Here is a 19,683-nt window from a genome sequence, read left to right as displayed (position 1 = left end):
AATGAGATAATTTATTAAACAACTCGACAAATTAACAAGAACCCGCGCTAAAGTGCGGGTTTTTTGTTTTCATAACTTGAAATACCGTAATAGCGCTAAAATATAGATAAGGAATAAACAATGAGCGATCAAGTCATTATTTTTGATACCACACTACGTGATGGCGAACAAGCTTTACAAGCAAGTTTAAGTGTCAAAGAAAAACTACAAATAGCGCTAGCTTTAGAAAGAATGCGGGTGGATGTGATGGAAGTTGGTTTTCCTATCTCATCCCCTGGTGATTTTGAATCAGTACAAACGATTGCTAAAACAATTAAAGATAGTCGTGTATGTGCATTATCTCGCTGTATAGATAAAGATATTGATGTTGCAGCAGAAGCGTTAAAAGTTGCCGATCAATTTCGTATTCATACTTTTATGGCAACTTCAACCTTACACGTGCAAGACAAATTAAAAATGACATTTGAAGATGTCGTTGAAAGGGCTGTGCACTGTATTAAACGTGCACGTAATTATACTAATGATGTGGAGTTTTCTTGTGAAGATGCAGGCCGTACCCCAATTGATAACTTATGTCGGATTGTTGAAGCAGCAATTCAAGCAGGGGCAACAACGATCAATATTCCGGATACTGTCGGTTATACTGTCCCTTATCAATTTGGTGGCATTATTCGTACCTTATTTGAACGTGTCCCGAACATTGATAAAGCGATTATCTCTGTTCATTGTCATGATGACTTGGGCATGTCGGTGGCTAACTCGATTAGCGCGATTCAGGAAGGTGCTAGGCAGATTGAAGGCGCGATGAATGGTTTGGGTGAACGCGCAGGTAATACAGCTTTAGAAGAAGTCATTATGGCAATTAAAGTTCGTCAAAATATTCTAAACGTTCACACCAATATTAATCATCAAGAAATCTATCGTACCAGCCAAATCGTCAGTCAAATTACTAATACACCAATACCGGCCAATAAAGCGGTTATTGGTAGTAATGCTTTTGCCCACTCCTCCGGCATTCACCAAGACGGTGTGCTTAAAAATCGTGAAACCTACGAAATCATGACACCTGAATCTATTGGTTTAAATCAAATCCAATTAAATTTAACTTCACGCTCGGGTAGAGCCGCGGTAAAACACCGACTTGAAGAGTTAGGTTATCATGATAACGATTATAATTTAGACCAAGTATACGAAGCATTTTTAGAGCTTGCAGATAAAAAAGGACAAGTGTTTGATTATGATTTAGAAGCCTTAATTTTTATCAATCAATTAAAAGATGAACAAGAACATTATGTGTTGGACTACTTTAATGTTCAATCAGGCTCTACTGTTGTTTCAACTGCATCAGTAAGTTTAATTATTGGCGATCAAAAATTTTCAGATGCAGCAACGGGTAATGGTCCAGTTGATGCAGTTTATCAAGCAATAAATCGTATTACTGGCGAGCCAATAACGATAGTTAAATACCAATTAGCGTCAAAAGGGCAAGGTGAAAATGCTTTAGGGCAAGTTGATATCGTTGCCGATTATAAAGGTCGCAAATTCCATGGTGTGGGATTAGCAACAGATATTGTCCACTCCTCTGCATTAGCATTAATTAATGTATTAAATAATGTTTATCGGGCAAATCAAGTTGCACAACAAAAACAAAAATTGCATCATGATTAACATATTAAATTATGTTGTTTTATAAATACTAAATATACCAATTAAATTGTTAAGGAATAAAAATGTCACAAAATTATCATATTGCAGTGTTACCTGGTGACGGTATTGGCCCTGAAGTAATGAAGCAAGCTTATAAAGTACTCGACGTTATTCGCCAAAAATACAATCTTTCAATAACTACCAGTGAGTATGATGTTGGTGGCGCCGCTATTGATATCCATGGCTGCCCATTACCAAAAGAGACGCTTGAAGGTTGTGAAAAAGCTGATGCGATTTTGTTTGGTTCAGTTGGTGGTCCAAAATGGACAAACTTACCCCCTGATCAACAACCAGAACGCGGCGCATTATTACCATTACGAAAGCATTTTAAATTATTTGCTAACATGCGCCCTGCTAGTTTGTATCAAGGTTTAGAAGAATTATGTCCTTTACGGGAAGATATTGCTAAACGTGGTTTTGATATTTTATGTATGCGTGAACTAACTGGTGGTATCTATTTTGGTTTACCTAAAGGTCGTGAAGGTTCTGGTCCTCAAGAGCGCGCCTTTGATACAGAAGTTTATCACCGTTTTGAAATTGAACGTATAGCTAAAATGGCGTTCGAAGCTGCCAAAATTCGTCGTAAAAAAGTCACTTCTGTTGATAAAGCTAATGTACTACAAACATCAATTTTATGGCGTGAAGTTGTAAACGAAGTCGCTAAACAATATCCAGATGTCACACTTGAACATATGTATATCGATAATGCAACCATGCAACTTGTTAAAGATCCTTCACAATTTGATGTCATTTTATGTTCAAATTTGTTTGGTGATATATTGTCTGACGAATGTGCAATGATTACCGGTTCAATGGGGATGCTACCATCAGCAAGCCTTAACGAGCAGGGTTTTGGATTATATGAGCCTGCTGGTGGGAGTGCACCGGATATTGCCGGTAAAAATATCGCAAATCCAGCTGCACAAATTTTATCGTTAGCACTACTCGTGCGTTATAGTTTAAAACGTGATGATATTGCCAAAGCTATTGAAAATGCGGTTAATAAAGCTTTAGAACAAGGAACCCGTACTATCGATCTTGCTCGTGGTGGTAGTTATGTTTCAACCGATGAAATGGGTGATACCATTTGTCGTTTAATTTAATTTTTAGACTAAGGGTTAAGCAATCATATTAACCCTTTTAAAGAATATTAAAGGAATATAAGCAATGTCTACAAAACCCAAAACATTGTATCAAAAACTATATGATGCACATGTTGTTTACGAAGCACAAAATGAAACCCCTATTTTGTATATCGATCGCCATTTAGTTCATGAAGTTACCTCACCCCAAGCCTTTGATGGTTTACGTGCGATGAACCGAAAAGTGCGCCAGCCACACAAAACATTTGCAACTATGGATCACAATACTTCAACCAAAAGTAATGATTTAAGTGCGTGTAGTGAAATGGCTCGCATCCAATTAACAGAATTAGCAAAAAATGCTCAAGAGTTTGGCATTTCGTTATATGGTTTACAAAGTCCGTTACGTGGGATTGTCCATGTTGTCGGGCCTGAGCAAGGGATGACTTTACCAGGAATGACCATTGTATGCGGTGACTCCCATACAGCTACCCATGGCGCATTTGGAGCGCTGGCTTTTGGTATTGGAACATCAGAAGTTGAACATGTATTAGCGACCCAAACCCTAAAACAAGGTCGAGCGAAAACCATGAAAATTGAAGTCAAAGGTCAGGTTGCCGACGGCATTACCGCTAAAGATATTATTTTAGCGATTATTGGTAAAACGACCAGTGCTGGTGGTACAGGACACGTGGTTGAGTTTTGTGGTGAGGCGATTAAATCCTTATCAATGGAAGGCCGGATGACATTATGTAATATGGCTATTGAAATGGGTGCTAAAGCAGGATTGGTCGCACCTGATGATGTCACTTTTGAATACTTAAAAGGTCGCCAATTTTCACCTAAAGGAGAAGATTTTGACAAAGCCGTGGCTTACTGGAAAACCTTGAAAACCGATGAAGGAGCGCATTTTGACCGTGTAGTCACCCTTGAAGCAAAAGATATTGCACCACAAGTCACATGGGGAACAAATCCAGGGCAAGTAACCGCTATTGATAAGCAAGTACCCAATCCACACGATTTTTCCGATCCGATCGAAAAACAGTCTGCTGAACGTGCATTAGCCTATATGGGATTAACTGCTGGAACTAAGATGTCTGATATTAAGATCAATAAAGTATTTATCGGATCTTGTACGAATTCACGCATTGAAGATTTACGCGCTGCGGCTGCTATTGCTAAAGGACGAAAGGTGGCACAAGGTGTACAAGCCTTAGTCGTGCCTGGTTCTGGACCAGTCAAAGAACAAGCAGAAGCTGAAGGATTAGATAAGATTTTTATCGATGCCGGATTTGAATGGCGCTTACCGGGTTGTTCAATGTGCTTAGCGATGAATGATGACAAATTAGCACCAGGCGATCGCTGCGCGTCAACCAGTAACCGTAATTTTGAAGGGCGTCAAGGTCGTGATGCTAGAACCCATTTAGTGAGTCCTGCAATGGCGGCGGCGGCTGCCATTACTGGTCATTTTACAGATATTCGTAAACCATTTTAAGGAGACTTGTCATGGCAAAATTTACAAAACATACAGGTCTAGTTGTGCCATTAGATGCAGCTAACGTAGATACGGATGCTATCATTCCTAAACAATTTTTACAAAAAGTCACGCGTACCGGTTTTGGTAAACATGCTTTTCATGAGTGGCGATTTTTGGATGATGCAGGTCAAAAACCTAATCCCGATTTTGTACTGAACAAACCGCGTTATAAAGGGGCAAGTATTTTATTAGCGCGCGAGAACTTTGGGTGTGGTTCATCACGAGAACATGCACCATGGGCACTTGCGGATTATGGTTTTAAAACTATTATTGGTTCAAGTTTTGCTGATATTTTTTACAATAATTCGTTTAATAATCAGTTATTGTTAGTGAACTTATCGGAAGAAGACGTTGACGAACTATTTAAAATAGTTGAAGCCAATGAAGGAATTGAATTTACAATTGATCTTGAGAATGAAGTTGTTATCGCTGGAGATAAGCAATATTCATTTAAAATCGATGCATTCAAACGCCACTGTTTATTAAATGGTTTAGATAACATTGGCTTAACCCTGCAACATGAAGATGCTATTAGTGCATTTGAACATAACATACCGTCATTTTTAGCATAATTTTAACTTTGGGCACAAAAGTGCCCAATACCGAGATCCCCTATGGCAACACATCACGATAACGTAAAACAGCAATTTGGTGAGCAAGCAAATGCTTATCTAACAAGTAAGGTACATGCTCAAGGTCCTGATCTTGAATATTTGGATAAGTTTCTTATCCCCTATTCTGATGCCCAGTTACTCGATATGGGATGTGGAGCCGGTCATGTCAGTTTCATTGCAGCAAAATATGTTAAACAGGTTACGGCATACGATCTATCTGATGAGATGTTATCGGTGGTTGCTTTAACTGCGCAAAGCCGTGGTTTTAGCAACATTTCAGTCAAACAAGGTTATGCTGAGTGTCCACCCTTTGCCGATAACCAATTCGATATTGTGGTAAGTCGTTATTCCGCACATCACTGGCATGATGTCGGTAAAAGTCTACGAGAGTTACACCGCATCATCAAACCTAACGGAAAATTAATCATAATGGATGTTGTGTCACCTGGCCACCCTGTTTTAGATATTTGGCTACAAACTATTGAAGCTATGCGTGATACTTCTCATGTTCGTGATTATACTCCAGGTGAGTGGTTAACATTCTTAACCGAAGCAGGTTTTAGCATAGATAATATAAAACGCCATCGCTTAACCTTGTCCTTTGACACATGGGTTAAACGCATGCGAACACCTGAACGCTTAATTGATGCAATAAGGCTGTATCAAGAAACTGCTGCCAACGACACAAAGACCTATTTTGAACTTCAAACAGATGGATCTTTTACGACAGATATGATGATTATCGAAACAACAAAATTAATTTAGTATTAATTGTTGATAGTGACCAAACAATTTTATCCTTAAAGTTGTTTTCTTTGATTTGATGAAGGTATTGATAAAGCTTCACGGTATTTTGCCACAGTTCGACGAGCAATAATAATTCCTTGTTCTTCAAGAATTGACACTAACTTGCTATCACTCAGTGGCTTTTTACTATCTTCGCCTGAAATATACTTTTTAATTAATGCTCGAATGGCGGTAGAGGATGCTTCACCCCCAGAATCGGTATTTACATGGCTAGAAAAAAAGAATTTTAACTCAAATATGCCACTTGGACATTGTAAATATTTTTGGGTCGTTACGCGGGATATGGTTGATTCATGCATATCAATTGCCGCCGCTACATCCGATAGAATCATGGGTTTCATATACTCTGCGCCATGCTCAAAAAACTGCTGTTGATGTTCAACGATAAATTGGCTTACTTTAAGTAACGTTTCATTGCGATTTTCAACACTTCTGATAAACCAATTGGCATCTTGTAGATGTGATTTTATGTATTGGCTATCACTTTCACTGGCTAACTTTTCCATCGCCGCATACTGCTGGTTAATACGCAGAGCCGGTACTGTATCAGTATTCAAATCAACTATCCATTTGCCATTTACTTTTTTGACTAGTACATCTGGGATAATATAATCTGGAGGGGTCGTGTTGACAGCATCACCTGGATAAGGATGTAAATGCTGAATAAAATTAATCGCTTCTTTTAATTGTTCATCACTGGCATTTAATACTTTTTTTAAAGTTCTGTAATCATGAGTTGCCAATAAATCAAGATAATTATCAATAATTTGTTTAACTAATGAAGGAACTGTTACATGTTGAGTTTGAATTGATAAACACTCTTGTAACGATCTCGCACCAACGCCTATTGGATCAAAATGCCAGATTCGCTTTAAAACCGTTTCAACTTCAGTCAATTCAATTTCACTATTACCCTGCTCTTCTAATATTTCATCTAACGTAACTGTTAAATAGCCGCTTTCATCAATCGCTTCAATAATCGATACCGCAATGGCGCGATCAACATCGCTAAAAGGCGTTAATTCAAGCTGCCATTTTAAGTAATCATGCAATGTTTCATGCGTTTCGCCTTGATAAATAGGCAACTCATCATTACGATAGTCAGAATGCGTGCCCGATGGTGTACCTGCTGTGTAAATATCATCTAACGAGGCATCTAATGGTATATCTTCAGGGATCTCTTGACTATCTAACGCTTGTCGAGTATCGATATTTTCATCTGAAGTATTTTGTTCAACACTGATTTCATCATACTGATCAGCCACTTCTAACAAGGGATTATTTTCAAGTGCAGTTTGAATTTCTTGTTGTAGTTCTAAAGTTGACAACTGCAAAAGTCGAATCGCCAATTGTAATTGTGGTGTCATCGATAGTTGTTGAGAAACTTTCAGTTGTAAACTTGGTTTAATCATAATCGGAATTCATTTCCTAAGTAGACTTTTTTAACATATTCGTTACTTAAGATACTATTTGGTGTTCCTTCAGCAATTAAATGACCTTTATTAACAATATAAGCACGCTCACATACATCAAGGGTTTCGCGAACATTGTGGTCGGTAATCAATACACCTAGCCCTCGATCACGTAGATGCTTAATAATATTTTTAATATCAATAACAGAAATAGGGTCGACACCAGCAAAAGGTTCATCAAGTAAAATAAATTTAGGATTGGCTGCCAGCGCCCTTGCAATTTCAACCCTACGCCTTTCACCACCCGATAAAGACTGACCAATACTATCGCGGATATGGGTGATATGAAACTCTTCAAGCAATTCTTCAGCCCGATTTAATTTTTCATTTTTATCGATATCTCGACGCGTCTCTAAAATCGCCATAATATTATCAATTACAGATAGTTTTCTAAAAATAGACGCCTCTTGAGGTAAATAGCCAATCCCTTTTTGCGCTCTTTCATGTAGAGGTAAAATACTGATATCATGATCATCAAGATAAATTTTACCTGCATTCAATGTGACTATTCCTACCACCATATAAAACGTTGTTGTTTTACCTGCGCCATTTGGCCCTAGTAATCCAACAATCTCACCTGAGTTGACCGTCAAACTGACATCTTCAACAACCTTTCGTTTTTTATATATTTTGGCTAAATTAATCGCCTTTAAAATTGACATATTATTTTTTTATCTCTTTAATTTGACTTGGGATAATAGTACTTTTTACGCGACCATTTTTAGGCTGAGCCATAATTAGCTGTTTTTTAACATCATAGGTAATAACTTGGCTAACTATATGATTATCTTCTTGAAATAACTCTGCCTTTCCTTGTAAAACGACATTGCTTTGTTTCACATTATAAATAATTTGATCCGAATGACCTGTAACAATTTTGTTATTCTCTGGCAATATTTGTTTAAACTTTACTGGATTACCATAAGCGGTAATTTTCTGTTTTGTCGAATCTTGCATATCAGTTATCACAACTTTATCTGCCCAAATAGTTAATCCCTCTTGAACAATTTGCACATGACCTATAAAAGTAATAATATTTTTATCAATATCAATTTGTTGGTTATCGGCATCAATAGTGATCGGTTTATTATCAACAAACATCTTTTGATCCGTTTTGGTTGGTGATGTTGGTTCGGCTGGTTCTTGTGCAAAACAAGCAAACGATGTTGATAGCATAAAAAATAATGGAAAAAGTAGCTGTTGTTGCAATTTCATGTTCTATTTTGCCTCGGTATTATAATATGTTTTAACATTCTCAAGTATGTTTGCAGTCTTTGCTTGCAAATCGCCAGCTAATCCTAGACCTGTTGAGTAAAAACCAACACCTTTGATAGTAACTGGATCTTTAGACGTTACAAGTTGTGTATTTAAATCAATGACAGCATTATCGGTATTAACACGCTGTAATTGAGCATTGGGGGTCAAATTATCCAATTGAACATCATTATAAAGATAAATGTGTTTATCATTAGTCAATGTCGCAGTTTTGGCTCGAATATGCCATGTGACAGTGTGGTCTTGATCATAAAGCGTTAAATTTGGAAGATCAAATTCCGTATTATTTGAATCATCAAAATGTCGTACTTTGCTAGATTCAATCTTGTATACAATTTCGCCTGATAAATCATACACATCTGTTGTCATGTCATCGCTCTGATAAATTGGCGTATCAGTTAAATTAACAGAGGATTGCGTGGTTGCGTCATTGTCTTTTTGATAATTATAATAGACGCCAACTACCACAATAATAAGCAAGATACAGATTATATTTTTTTTATTCATAACATACATTAATCACGCAAATAAGATTGATCAATAATAAGGAAAAATCATTATCTTGAAGTTTAATATTTTTTCCATTTTACTTTATTTTTTATTAAATTAATATCTGACATTGAAAGAAGTTAATCCATTTTCAGGTAATAATTCGCAACTTTTTATATTCGTAATATGAGCGGAAGCTGGTCCTCCCTGCTCAAGCCATTGTGTAAACTGAGTAAGTTGTAAATTATCGCCTTGTATGACAATTTCGACATTACCATTATCCAAATTTTTAACATATCCTAACAGACCAAGCTTTTGTGCTTGTTGATAAGTAAAAAACCGAAATCCTACACCCTGAACAAGGCCGCTAACACATATTTTAATTCGTTTTATCATATTAAAACCGAGTATTTTTATTTTAAAGTTGACAAAAATTAATCGCAAGGTAATGGCCATTAAAATAGGTAAACCATTATTTTATTCCTGATAATAAATCAACAATGATAAAATAGAAATCGGTAATTGATTAAATACATCATTATGTTCAAATCACCAATAAAATTAAATGATAAATTGATTCATTATTTAATCTAACTTTAAAAGTTTTGATAACAAAATGCATACCAATTTATCTATCAGTGATAGCCACATTCAGTGGCATTTAAAACAACTTTATCAGGGATAACTAAACCAGAATTTTTTGTTATCCATAATATTATCTAATCAGACAATAATCATGAGTCATTACGGTTAAGGAAAGGGTTAACACTTAACATACAATATTTGCCGTAAAACTGATAGGTTATGCATTAAGCTACTACTATTTATTGGTATAATTATCAAATGCTCTAAAATTTTTAAAAATTGTATTAGACAAAATAAATTTGACTAATATAAGTTAATCAACAAACCACATATTATGTTGTTGTGATACAATTTTTATTGTTTTTAATATCGTTGCTAAATGCTCATGAAGCGCAAGTGTAGCCATTTCCGGATCATGTTTTTTTAATGCAATAACAATTTTTTCATGCTGTTTAACTAGTTCTTCTGGTGGGGATATATCTTCTAAAGTAAGGTATCTTACCCTGTCCATCATTGCTTTGATATTTTCGACGGTTTCCCATGCCATAGGACAATCAATAACATTCATTATAATCTGATGAAATTCATCATCTTTTTCAAGAAAATAACCAATATTTTTATGTTTGTTAGCATCAATTTGTTCTTTTAGATTTTTTTCGAGTAATAAAAGATCTGAATCACTAATTTCTTGTGCTGCACGTTTAATAATTGCACACTCAACAGCATCGCGAATAAATTGACCATCAATGACTTTTTTAACTGATATTTTCGTTACAAAAGTGCCACGTTGTGGAAGAATTTGGACCAATCCAGCTTCTGCTAGTTTAATAAAAGCTTCACGAACCGGTTGGCGTGAAACATTAAATTGACTTGAGATATCTTTTTCAGACAATAAAACACCCGGTAATACTTGGCAAGTGATGATTGCCTTTCTTAATTGACGATATATTTGTTGATTAACAGGTTCTGAGACAGTTAACACTTCAGATTTGAACATATATGTTTTTCAAATAACAAACTAGCATGGAAAGAATAGTAGGGGATTTTTGAATATAAGAAAAGTTTTTTATTTAATAATAAAAGTGCAATCATCTAATGATCATTGCACTTTGCTATTAATTATTGTTAGTGGAATTAAAAATTTTGAGTGATTTGTTTAACTGTTTGTTTTGCGCCTATATCGCGTAAAGAAAGATAAGCGTTAGTTATCTGCTCAATAAACAATGGATTTGTTGGTAGATCCTCTCCAAAAACATGTGTTAAAGATAACAGCGCATTAACTCGTTCTTGATTATCAGAACTGTTTAAAACCAACGCTTTTAATTGTTCGGCTGCTGGATCGCAAACGTCAATAACGTTACCATTATCATCCACGCCACTCACATAACGCATCCAAGCAGCAATACCCAAGGCTAAACAATCAAATGGAGTACCATTAGCCAAATGATAACGAACAGAATCAAGCATACGTTGTGGGAGTTTTAACGTTCCATCCATTGCAATTTGCCATGTACGATGTTTTAAACCGGTGTTGCGATAACGTTCAAGTAATGAATCAGCATAAGCTTTTAAATCAACACCTTTAACCCGTAATGTAGTTGCTTGTTCATTTAACATTAAATGTCTAGCTGCTTTTACATAATTAGGATCTTGCATGCACGCATCTATATGCAAATATCCAGCTAAATAACCTAAGTAAGCCAAAAAGGAATGACTACCATTTAACATACGTAATTTCATCTCTTCATAAGGCAATACATCATCCACTAATTCTGCCCCTGCTTTTTGCCACTCAGGACGGCCAGACACGAAATTATCTTCAATCACCCATTGTCTAAATGGTTCACCAGCGATACCTGCCGAATCATCAATACCACCAAGTTGTTTTTTTATTTTAGCCATTGTTTCTGGCGTTGCCGCAGGTACAATTCGATCAACCATCGTTGATGGGAAAGCCACATTATCCGCAATCCATTGCGCTAAATTTTCATCTCGCTGCTTAGCCAAGGCTAACACAACATTACGAGTAACATGTCCATTTTCTGGCATATTGTCACAAGACATAACGGTGAAAGGTTTTAATCCTTGATCTTTACGTAAACGTAAAGCTTCTACAATAACACCAGGAAGCGATTTAGGTGTATGTGGATTAGCAATATCATGATTAATCAATGGATTATTGGTATCAATTGATGCTGTTGAGGGTAAATAGCAATAACCTTTTTCAGTTACTGTGATCGACACAATCGCAATTTCTGGACGAGTCATCACATCTAAGACTTTGTGTATTCCATCAATATCTGCATGTAATGCTTCTTTTGCAATACCTACAACACGAGTATTCCAGTTATCATAAGACATTTCACAAACACTAAATAAAAAGTCTTGCTGTTTTAAATCTTCAATCTGTTTTTCACCACCGATTAAATTAACTTCACAATAACCCCAATCGCTATTGTGTTCATTAGCTAAAATATCAGCAAAGACCGCCTGATGAGCACGATGAAATGCCCCAAAACCAAGATGAACAATTTTGGTTTTAATTTTGCTTCTATCATAAGTTGGGACAACTACCTCTTTAGGTAGTTGTGATAAAGTTTGATTAGATAATTTCATAATAAATCTCTAGTTAAAAAATATCATTATTTTGCAGTCCATTGCTGATATTCTTTTTTAATTTTATTTGGTGCAGTTTCTGGTAATAATGCAATACCGATTACAGATACAATACCTAATAAACCAACATAAAGTGCAAGCCCTGTATAATGACCATTATATATTTGTAATATTTTAACTGCGCAAAGTCCTAAAATACCACTTCCTATTAATGAACCTACTTGCCAAATTAATGCAATACCACTGCAACGTATTGCTGTAGGAAATAATTCTGGAAAAAATGAAGCTTGTGGGGCATAGCACATCGCATGACCAATTGGTAAAACTACGATCATTGCAATTTGAATCAATATATAATTTTGTGTATTTACCATTAAGAAAAATGGAATAATAAAAATCACCTGAATAATCGCACCTAATATGTAAACTTTCTTTCTACCCCATTTATCAGATAAAGCTCCCATTAAAGGAATTGTAAAAATCTCAATCACAACAGCCACAATAATTGCATCTAATACATAACTTTTATTTAGATTATTGACATTCACATAGGCTAGAACGATCACAGTAAACATAGCGAATGAACAAGCTTCGATAAGCTTAGCACCAACACCTTTTATAACTATACCTGGGTAATTTTTCATGACATCTTTTAATGGCATTGAAGATTCAACAGCTTTTGTTTCTCTAATTTTCTCAAACACTGGCGATTCATCAATTCTTAAACGTATAAAAAGTCCTAAAATTACTAATAGTAAACTTAATAAAAATGGGATTCTCCAACCAAAATCCATCATTTGCTGCTGCGAAAGAATAGAAGTTAATAAAGCAAAGAGTGCAGATGGTAACAAAAAACCAAGAGGCGCACCTATTTGTACCCAACTTGAAAAGAAACCACGCTTATTGGGAGGTGAATATTCAGCAGTCATCAATACAGCACCGGCTTGTTCACCCCCAACACCAAACCCTTGTAATACACGAATCAAAATCAAAATTACAGGTGCAGCCCAACCAATAGAATCGTATGTGGGTAACAATCCAATAACAAAGGTACCTAGACCCACAATCAAGATAGTAATAACTAATGCTTTTTTACGTCCTACTTTATCTCCCATATGACCAAATACTATTCCTCCGATTGGTCTCGCAAAAAAGCCAACAGCATAAGTAGCAAAAGCCGCAAGTGTGCTAATAAATGGGTCATCACTTGGAAAAAACAATTGACCAAAAAATAGAACTGCAGCTGTACCATAAGCAAAAAAATCATAGTATTCGGCTGCAGTACCTATTGATGAAGCAATAGCTACTCGTTTAATAATATTACGATTTTCTTTTTCTTTAATATTTTCTAAAGTTGACATATTAATTCCTTTAGTTTGCTTTATAACAAAATTACCAATTCCACAATGTGCCATCTTCAAGACGAGCAATTGGCAAATAGGCTGGGTTGTATGGATATTTTTGCGCTAGTTTTTCATCAAAATCGATACCTAAACCTGGTTTGTTACTTGGGTGCATATAACCATCAATAAAGGTCCAGTTTGGCGAGAAGACTTCTAACATCTGCTCTGAGTAACCCATAAATTCTTGAACACCAAAGTTAGGTACCCACATATCAAAATGAAGTGCAGCGGCATGACAGATTGGTGATAAATCTGATGGACCATGTGAGCCAGTTCTAACTTGATAAAGCGACGCAAAATCAGCTATTCGACGCATATGAGTTATGCCGCCTGCATGGGTTATTGTGGTTCGGATGTAGTCAATAAGCTGTTCTTCAATTAACTGTTTACAGTCCCAAATACTGTTAAATACTTCACCTACAGCAATGGGGGTTACAGTGTGTTGACGAATTAAACGGAAACATTCTTGATTTTCGGCTGGTGTTGGGTCTTCCATCCAAAATAGGCGATAATCTTCAACACTTTTACCAAATCGAGCCGCTTCAATTGGTGTTAGACGATGGTGCATGTCATGCAATAAATGTTCGTTAAAACCAAATTTATTCCTCACTGCCTCGAATAATTTTGGTGTGAAATCAAGATATTTGTCGGTTGCCCAAAACTGTTCTTCTGGATAGTTACCTCGTGTTGCCGGTTCATAAGCTAAGTTTTTACCTTTACTTTGACCGTAGGTGGTTTTCATTCCCGGTATGCCACACTGCACTCGAATGGCCTTAAAGCCCATTTCTTTATGTTTAGCATAATCATCTAATGCTTCTTCAATATCTTTACCTGTAGTATGGCAATACACCATTACACCGGTGCGAGAAGCGCCACCTAATAATTGATAAAGGGGCATATTGGCAACTTTACCTTTGATATCCCATAATGCCATATCAATTGCTGATATCGCTGACATCGTCACAGGGCCTCGACGCCAATAGGCCCCTTTATAAAAATATTGAAAAATATCTTCTATTTGACTGGCATCTCGTCCAATTAATTGTGGGCAAAGATGATCTTTAAGATATGATGCGACGGAAAGCTCACGTCCATTGAGCGTCGCATCACCTACTCCATATACACCCTCATCTGTTGTAATTTTTAATGTGACAAAGTTTCTGCCAGGACTACAAACAAAAACGTCTGCTTTTACGATTTTCATTGAATACCTCATAATTAATTTGTGTAGTAACAAATTAATCGATTAAATACTACCATACAAGTAGAGTTGTATGTATTTGTGATTACTGTCACAAAAAGAGACTCAATTTGGTAAAAATTCAAGAAAAGCTAACTGGTTGATATCAAAAAATAAGAGTGAAAATAAAACATCAATTGAAAAGAACATCTCTTTTTTTAAAAGTTGTTTGTATAATGAAGGCACCCATGTGATTTTTGATTAACGCAAATTTGTAATAACGTTAATGACTGATAAAAAGTGGATACTATTTTGATTTTACTCATTGATAACTATGATTCTTTCACTTTTAATATTTACGACTACTTGTGCCGAGTGGGTGCTAATGTAAAAGTAATTAAAAACGATGAAATGTCGATTACTGAATTAAAACAACTCGATTTTACTAAAATCGTTATTTCACCAGGACCCGGAACGCCGAATCAGGCAGGCATATCACTTGAGGTTATTGCCGAATTTTCTAATACCTGTCCAATACTTGGAATTTGTCTTGGTCACCAAGCTATTGCCCAATACTATGGGTATCAAATTGGAAAAGCGCCACAACCAATGCATGGCAAAATTGATAAAATAGTTCATGATGGTCAAGGGTTATTTAAAGACATTAAAAACCCCTTATCAGTTGTTCGTTACCACTCCTTAATTGCCTATGATAATTTACCTTTAGATAAATCCCCTCTTATGATTACTGCGCGCAATAAACAAGGAATAATTATGGGATTACGTCATAAAATATTACCTATCGAATCCGTGCAATTCCATCCTGAAGCAATTAAAACTGAGTTTGGTTTACAAATCATTTATAATTTTGTACATAGGTAAATAATAACATGAGAATATATATCGACTTCGAAGGTCAGCATAAGTATTTTTGCAACCCAATCTCGATAATAAAGACTAATGATACCTCATTAGTCAATCAACATTTACAGGAGATCGAAGGATTTATCCAACAAGGCTATTATGCTGTTGGTTATTTAGCTTATGAAGCAGCAATGGGATTAAATCAATCAAATCAAACCAAAATTAATCGCCATAATAACCAAGATTTACCTTTACTGTTATTTGGTATTTTTGATCAGTATTCCATTGTTGAGTCTTTACCATGTCAAGATTACACCCCACAATCACTTGAATTGATGAGTGACACTACAATTAATGAATATCAACAAAAGATCAATTATATCCGTGAACAAATTGAATTGGGCAATACCTATCAAACTAACTATACGATCGCATTTAAAGCACCTTTTACACAATCGCCCCTTGATTACTATCATTTTTTACAAAAAAATAATTTTGCCAATTATTGTGCATATTTAGAATTTGATGATTATCACATTTTATCGATATCACCCGAGCTATTTTTTAAAATAGAAAACAGATTAATAACCACAAAACCGATGAAAGGGACAACGAAACGAGGGATAAATCAGCAACAAGATGCCCAACAATTATCGCAATTAATGTCAGAAAAAAATCTCGCTGAAAATATGATGATAGTCGATCTGCTGCGCAATGATTTAAGTCAAATATCAGAGCCAGGATCTGTCACTGTTCCTCAATTATTTACTGCAGAAAAATATCCAACTGTTTGGCAATTAACTTCAACAATTCAGGGAAGATTAAAAGAAAATATTCGGTTATATCAGATTTTTCAAGCTATCTTTCCTTGTGGTTCAATCACTGGTGCACCAAAAACAAGTACTATGCAAATTATTGCCAATATTGAAAATTCACCACGTGGGGTTTACTGTGGCACAATCGGCTATATTAATCCATATATGCAGCAAGCAACATTTAATATACCAATACGAACATTAACTATTCATAATCAACAAATGAGTTATGGCGTTGGGGGTGGAATTACATGGGATTCAACTGCAGAAGATGAATACGACGAAATCCTCGCTAAAACAGCTATATTAACCCGTAAATCATCAATTCCTGATGCGATTATTGAATCTTTGTTACTTGAAGAAGGCCAATTTTTTTTATTAGAAGAGCATTTAGCTAGACTTGCTGATTCTGCTAATTATTTTGATGTTCAATGTGATACAAAATCAATAGAATTTCAGCTCGTTGAGTTAGCAAATCGGTATCGCAAAGGTAACTATAAAGTCAGGTTGTTATTGAAAATTGAGGACGGTAGTTATCACTTAGATATTGATAAAATTGATTGTGGTATGTTGTTAAATAAAATAACGTTGGCGCCAAATTGTGTCAATAGTAATAATGTTTATCTGTACCACAAAACAACGAACCGGCAACATTTTGTGCATATTACCAAAGGACATGAGTATATCAATTTCAATGAAAAAGGCGAAATTACCGAATTCGTTAATGGCAATATTGCCTTATTTATCAATCAACAGTGGGTTACCCCTGTTGTCAGTTCGGGGTTATTGCCCGGAACGATGCGACAATATTATATAAACAATCACCATTTGGTAGAACAAGTCATCACTAAAGCCGACCTATTAAAAGCACAAAAAATTGCTTTTATAAATAGTGTGCGTAAATGGGTGGAAATAGATAATAAAGTATTTAATCAATTCAAACACGATTTAACTTAAATAACGATTCATATTCCGTCATATTACTGACGGAATATGAATTTTTAAATTAACGCGTGATTGAATTAGCAAAATCTTGCTCTTCTTCTTGCCAACCTTTAGATAACGCTTTAACCAATGCATCATAACCATTGGTCATAAGAGCAACATGGCGTTCAAAGGGTTTTGTCTCAATGTTATTATGACTATCTGTTATAACCCATCTTCCTTTGATAAGGGCATCGCCTGAATAACTACCATGAAAACCGTCAATAAAGAGTTTTACCGTTAAAGTTGGTGTTGACAGTGATTTACTGGAAACTAAATAATCAGGAAGAAAAACACTTAAGTCTTGAACGACGCGATCTTGAAGTTGTTGCGATAACGTTGATGCCCAAAGATGGTTTGATGCAGTTACATATTTAATATCGTCTGTTTGCAAAACAATTCCAGGCTTATTTAAAAAATTTGCCACATCTACCGTTTCAATCCAAATAAAATGCTGAGTTTTTTTCATTGTGTGTGACGTTTGCTCAGGTAAATCACTCGCTAATTGAAAATAGCTTTTGCTTGGCGCATTAGAAGAACATCCCACTAATAAACTCAGTGATATTGCAACAACAATTGAGATTAGGTGTCGTATTATTTTAACCATCATTTTTTACCTTTAGCTTTAGGTTCTTGATCTTTCTTATTCGGTGCAGAAAAAATCAATGCATTACTTTTATCATTGAGGGTATTAAGTAATGGCGTTAATTCATCCATCATTTGTTGCACTTTTTGTAGACTTTCTTTCATTTGATTATTTAAATCAGAACCTGGTTGTAATCCTTTCATGGTCTCATTTAATGAACGCATTGCCTTTTGAAGATCTTTTGGCATATTTTGCATTTCTTTGCTTGCCATAATTTGATTTATCGAGTTCATTAACCGCTCGCTTGAAGCAAGTGATTTATTAAATTGAGACATCGTGTTATTAAGTGGTAAATTATTAAAATTATCAAGTAATTGTATAATTTTAGCTTGTATTTGAGCAATGCCTGTTGATGTGGTGTCAATCGTATCGTAACCAAATTGTTTTGACTTTTTAACATCATACTTATTTTTTAAATCGGAATAGAAATCCAGATCGATATAAAGTGCACCAGTAAACATATTTGATGTTTTCAAAGATGCCCTTAAGCCATTTTTTTGCTCATCCATAATAAGTGTAGCAATATCTATCTTCTGATCTACAAGTTCCGACAAGCGATCTGGTTCAATCCTTATCAGAACAGGAACTTTTTGATTAAGAATTGAAGATTGTTCTAACATTTCTGGGGTATAAAATGGAACCTTCGAAACTGTTCCTAATCGAATACCATGATATTCGACCGGTGCACCTTCAGAAAGCCCTGATATTGAATCAGAGAGCATAATAAGAAATTCTTTATATTCAGTATACTGTGAATCTTGAATGGATTTTTTATTTTCATATAACTTATATACAGAATATTGCTCAGCAGGTGCGCCTAATTTTGATCCATCCGGTAGATCAAAACTGATGCCGCCAGACAATAAAACATCCAATGAAGGCACATTTAAACTCGCACCCATTGATGATAACGTTAAATTAATACCACCTTCTTTCCAAAAACGTACGTTTTGGGTCACTAATGCATCATAAGGTTGAGTGATAAAAATTTGATATTTCATTTTTCGTGAATTAACATCAAACTGTGATGTTTCAACATTCCCAACACGATAACCATGAAACATAACCGAAGCACCACGAGGAACAACACCATTTTGATCACTTTCTAAATTCAACCGTATACCTTTGATACTAGGGTCAGATAACGGTGGTGTATCTGATAAAATAAAAGGATTATTTTTAAAGCTATGTGTATCATTACCTGATGCTAACTCAATATATACACCTGACAAGATAGTGTTCAAACCGGTAACACCATCTCGACCTATCTCGGGTTTCACAACCCAAAATATTGAATCATTTTTAAGTAATGGTTTCATATCGTTATAGATTCGACCTTTAACCACCACTTGGTTGTAATCATCCGATAGGGTTACTTCATCAACAATACCCACATCGACACTGCGATTTTTGATTACCGTTTTACCTGCAACAATACCACTTGCATCTTTAGCAAGTAAGGTAAATGGGGTGCCACGGTCAGCATAATGAGAATAAATAATCCAAAGCCCAACAACAGCAGTGACAATTGGTATTATCCATATTGCTGAAATAGCTCTGATTTTAATTATTTTTGCTAATTTACTTGTTGTTACCATATTGTTCCT

The 19,683-nt window shown here is 35.5% G+C and carries 18 protein-coding genes; 7 read left to right on the top strand and 11 right to left on the bottom strand.

Annotated features, from left to right (window positions below):
* The first annotated feature begins 120 nt into the window (after positions 1–120).
* From leuA to J3U59_RS05680, 5 genes are all read left to right on the top strand, one after another.
* Positions 121–1,668 (top strand): 2-isopropylmalate synthase, encoded by a 1,548-nt coding sequence (leuA, locus tag J3U59_RS05700; RefSeq protein ID WP_267333502.1) that lies wholly within the window; start codon positions 121–123, stop codon positions 1,666–1,668.
* A gap of 62 nt (positions 1,669–1,730) precedes the next feature.
* Positions 1,731–2,810: a 3-isopropylmalate dehydrogenase gene (leuB, locus tag J3U59_RS05695; RefSeq protein WP_065633829.1), complete on the top strand. Its 1,080-nt coding sequence runs from the start codon at positions 1,731–1,733 to the stop codon at positions 2,808–2,810.
* A gap of 64 nt (positions 2,811–2,874) precedes the next feature.
* Positions 2,875–4,284, top strand: a complete 1,410-nt coding sequence (leuC, locus tag J3U59_RS05690; RefSeq protein WP_267333503.1) for a 3-isopropylmalate dehydratase large subunit — start codon at positions 2,875–2,877, stop codon at positions 4,282–4,284.
* Positions 4,285–4,295: 11 nt separating this feature from the next.
* On the top strand, positions 4,296–4,898 hold the full coding sequence (gene leuD / locus J3U59_RS05685) for a 3-isopropylmalate dehydratase small subunit (RefSeq protein WP_267333504.1): 603 nt from the start codon (positions 4,296–4,298) through the stop codon (positions 4,896–4,898).
* A gap of 42 nt (positions 4,899–4,940) precedes the next feature.
* Complete coding sequence (locus J3U59_RS05680; protein WP_267333505.1) at positions 4,941–5,705, top strand: class I SAM-dependent methyltransferase; 765 nt, start codon at positions 4,941–4,943, stop codon at positions 5,703–5,705.
* Positions 5,706–5,740: 35 nt separating this feature from the next.
* Here J3U59_RS05680 and J3U59_RS05675 read toward each other — a convergent pair whose 3' ends face one another.
* The 9 genes from J3U59_RS05675 to manD form a co-directional block, all read right to left on the bottom strand.
* Positions 5,741–7,156, bottom strand: a complete 1,416-nt coding sequence (locus J3U59_RS05675; protein ID WP_416379581.1) for an RNA polymerase factor sigma-54 — start codon at positions 7,154–7,156, stop codon at positions 5,741–5,743.
* The gene (gene lptB / locus J3U59_RS05670; RefSeq protein ID WP_267333507.1) at positions 7,156–7,881 is read right to left on the bottom strand and encodes an LPS export ABC transporter ATP-binding protein; all 726 of its coding nucleotides are present in this window, start codon (positions 7,879–7,881) and stop codon (positions 7,156–7,158) included. Before lptB ends, J3U59_RS05675 begins: the two co-directional genes overlap by 1 nt.
* A 1-nt stretch (position 7,882) precedes the next feature.
* Complete coding sequence (lptA, locus tag J3U59_RS05665; protein WP_267333508.1) at positions 7,883–8,434, bottom strand: lipopolysaccharide transport periplasmic protein LptA; 552 nt, start codon at positions 8,432–8,434, stop codon at positions 7,883–7,885.
* Positions 8,435–8,437: 3 nt separating this feature from the next.
* Positions 8,438–9,001, bottom strand: a complete 564-nt coding sequence (lptC, locus tag J3U59_RS05660) for an LPS export ABC transporter periplasmic protein LptC (RefSeq protein ID WP_267333509.1) — start codon at positions 8,999–9,001, stop codon at positions 8,438–8,440.
* 99 nt (positions 9,002–9,100) lie between these two features.
* Entirely contained in the window at positions 9,101–9,379 is a 279-nt protein-coding gene (gene yccX, locus J3U59_RS05655; RefSeq protein WP_267333510.1) for an acylphosphatase, read from the bottom strand.
* Positions 9,380–9,881: 502 nt separating this feature from the next.
* Positions 9,882–10,565, bottom strand: a complete 684-nt coding sequence (locus J3U59_RS05650; RefSeq protein WP_267333511.1) for a GntR family transcriptional regulator — start codon at positions 10,563–10,565, stop codon at positions 9,882–9,884.
* A gap of 137 nt (positions 10,566–10,702) precedes the next feature.
* Entirely contained in the window at positions 10,703–12,184 is a 1,482-nt protein-coding gene (locus tag J3U59_RS05645) for a mannitol dehydrogenase family protein (protein WP_267333512.1), read from the bottom strand.
* Positions 12,185–12,210: 26 nt separating this feature from the next.
* Positions 12,211–13,545: an MFS transporter gene (locus tag J3U59_RS05640; RefSeq protein ID WP_267333513.1), complete on the bottom strand. Its 1,335-nt coding sequence runs from the start codon at positions 13,543–13,545 to the stop codon at positions 12,211–12,213.
* A 31-nt stretch (positions 13,546–13,576) separates the two neighbouring features.
* Positions 13,577–14,791, bottom strand: coding sequence for a D-mannonate dehydratase ManD (manD, locus tag J3U59_RS05635; protein ID WP_267333514.1), 1,215 nt, complete (start codon positions 14,789–14,791; stop codon positions 13,577–13,579).
* 288 nt (positions 14,792–15,079) lie between these two features.
* On the opposite strand from manD, the gene J3U59_RS05630 reads away from it, so the two are divergent.
* Together J3U59_RS05630 and pabB are read left to right on the top strand one after the other, a co-directional pair.
* Positions 15,080–15,649: an anthranilate synthase component II gene (locus J3U59_RS05630; protein ID WP_267333515.1), complete on the top strand. Its 570-nt coding sequence runs from the start codon at positions 15,080–15,082 to the stop codon at positions 15,647–15,649.
* Positions 15,650–15,657: 8 nt separating this feature from the next.
* Positions 15,658–17,403, top strand: a complete 1,746-nt coding sequence (gene pabB / locus J3U59_RS05625) for an aminodeoxychorismate synthase component I (RefSeq protein ID WP_267333516.1) — start codon at positions 15,658–15,660, stop codon at positions 17,401–17,403.
* 49 nt (positions 17,404–17,452) lie between these two features.
* Here pabB and J3U59_RS05620 read toward each other — a convergent pair whose 3' ends face one another.
* Positions 17,453–18,037 carry an ABC-type transport auxiliary lipoprotein family protein gene (locus tag J3U59_RS05620; RefSeq protein WP_267343939.1) on the bottom strand — a complete coding sequence of 195 codons (585 nt, stop codon included), beginning with the start codon at positions 18,035–18,037 and terminating at the stop codon, positions 17,453–17,455.
* Complete coding sequence (pqiB, locus tag J3U59_RS05615) at positions 18,037–19,674, bottom strand: intermembrane transport protein PqiB (RefSeq protein ID WP_267333518.1); 1,638 nt, start codon at positions 19,672–19,674, stop codon at positions 18,037–18,039. The genes J3U59_RS05620 and pqiB overlap by 1 nt, the downstream gene beginning before the upstream one ends.
* Positions 19,675–19,683: the final 9 nt, after the last annotated feature.

Origin of the sequence: Gilliamella sp. B3783 (genome assembly GCF_026536125.1) — a bacterium.
In the GTDB taxonomy this organism is placed as follows: Bacteria; Pseudomonadota; Gammaproteobacteria; order Enterobacterales; family Orbaceae; genus Gilliamella.
This window is presented reverse-complemented; position numbering and strand designations above follow the sequence as displayed.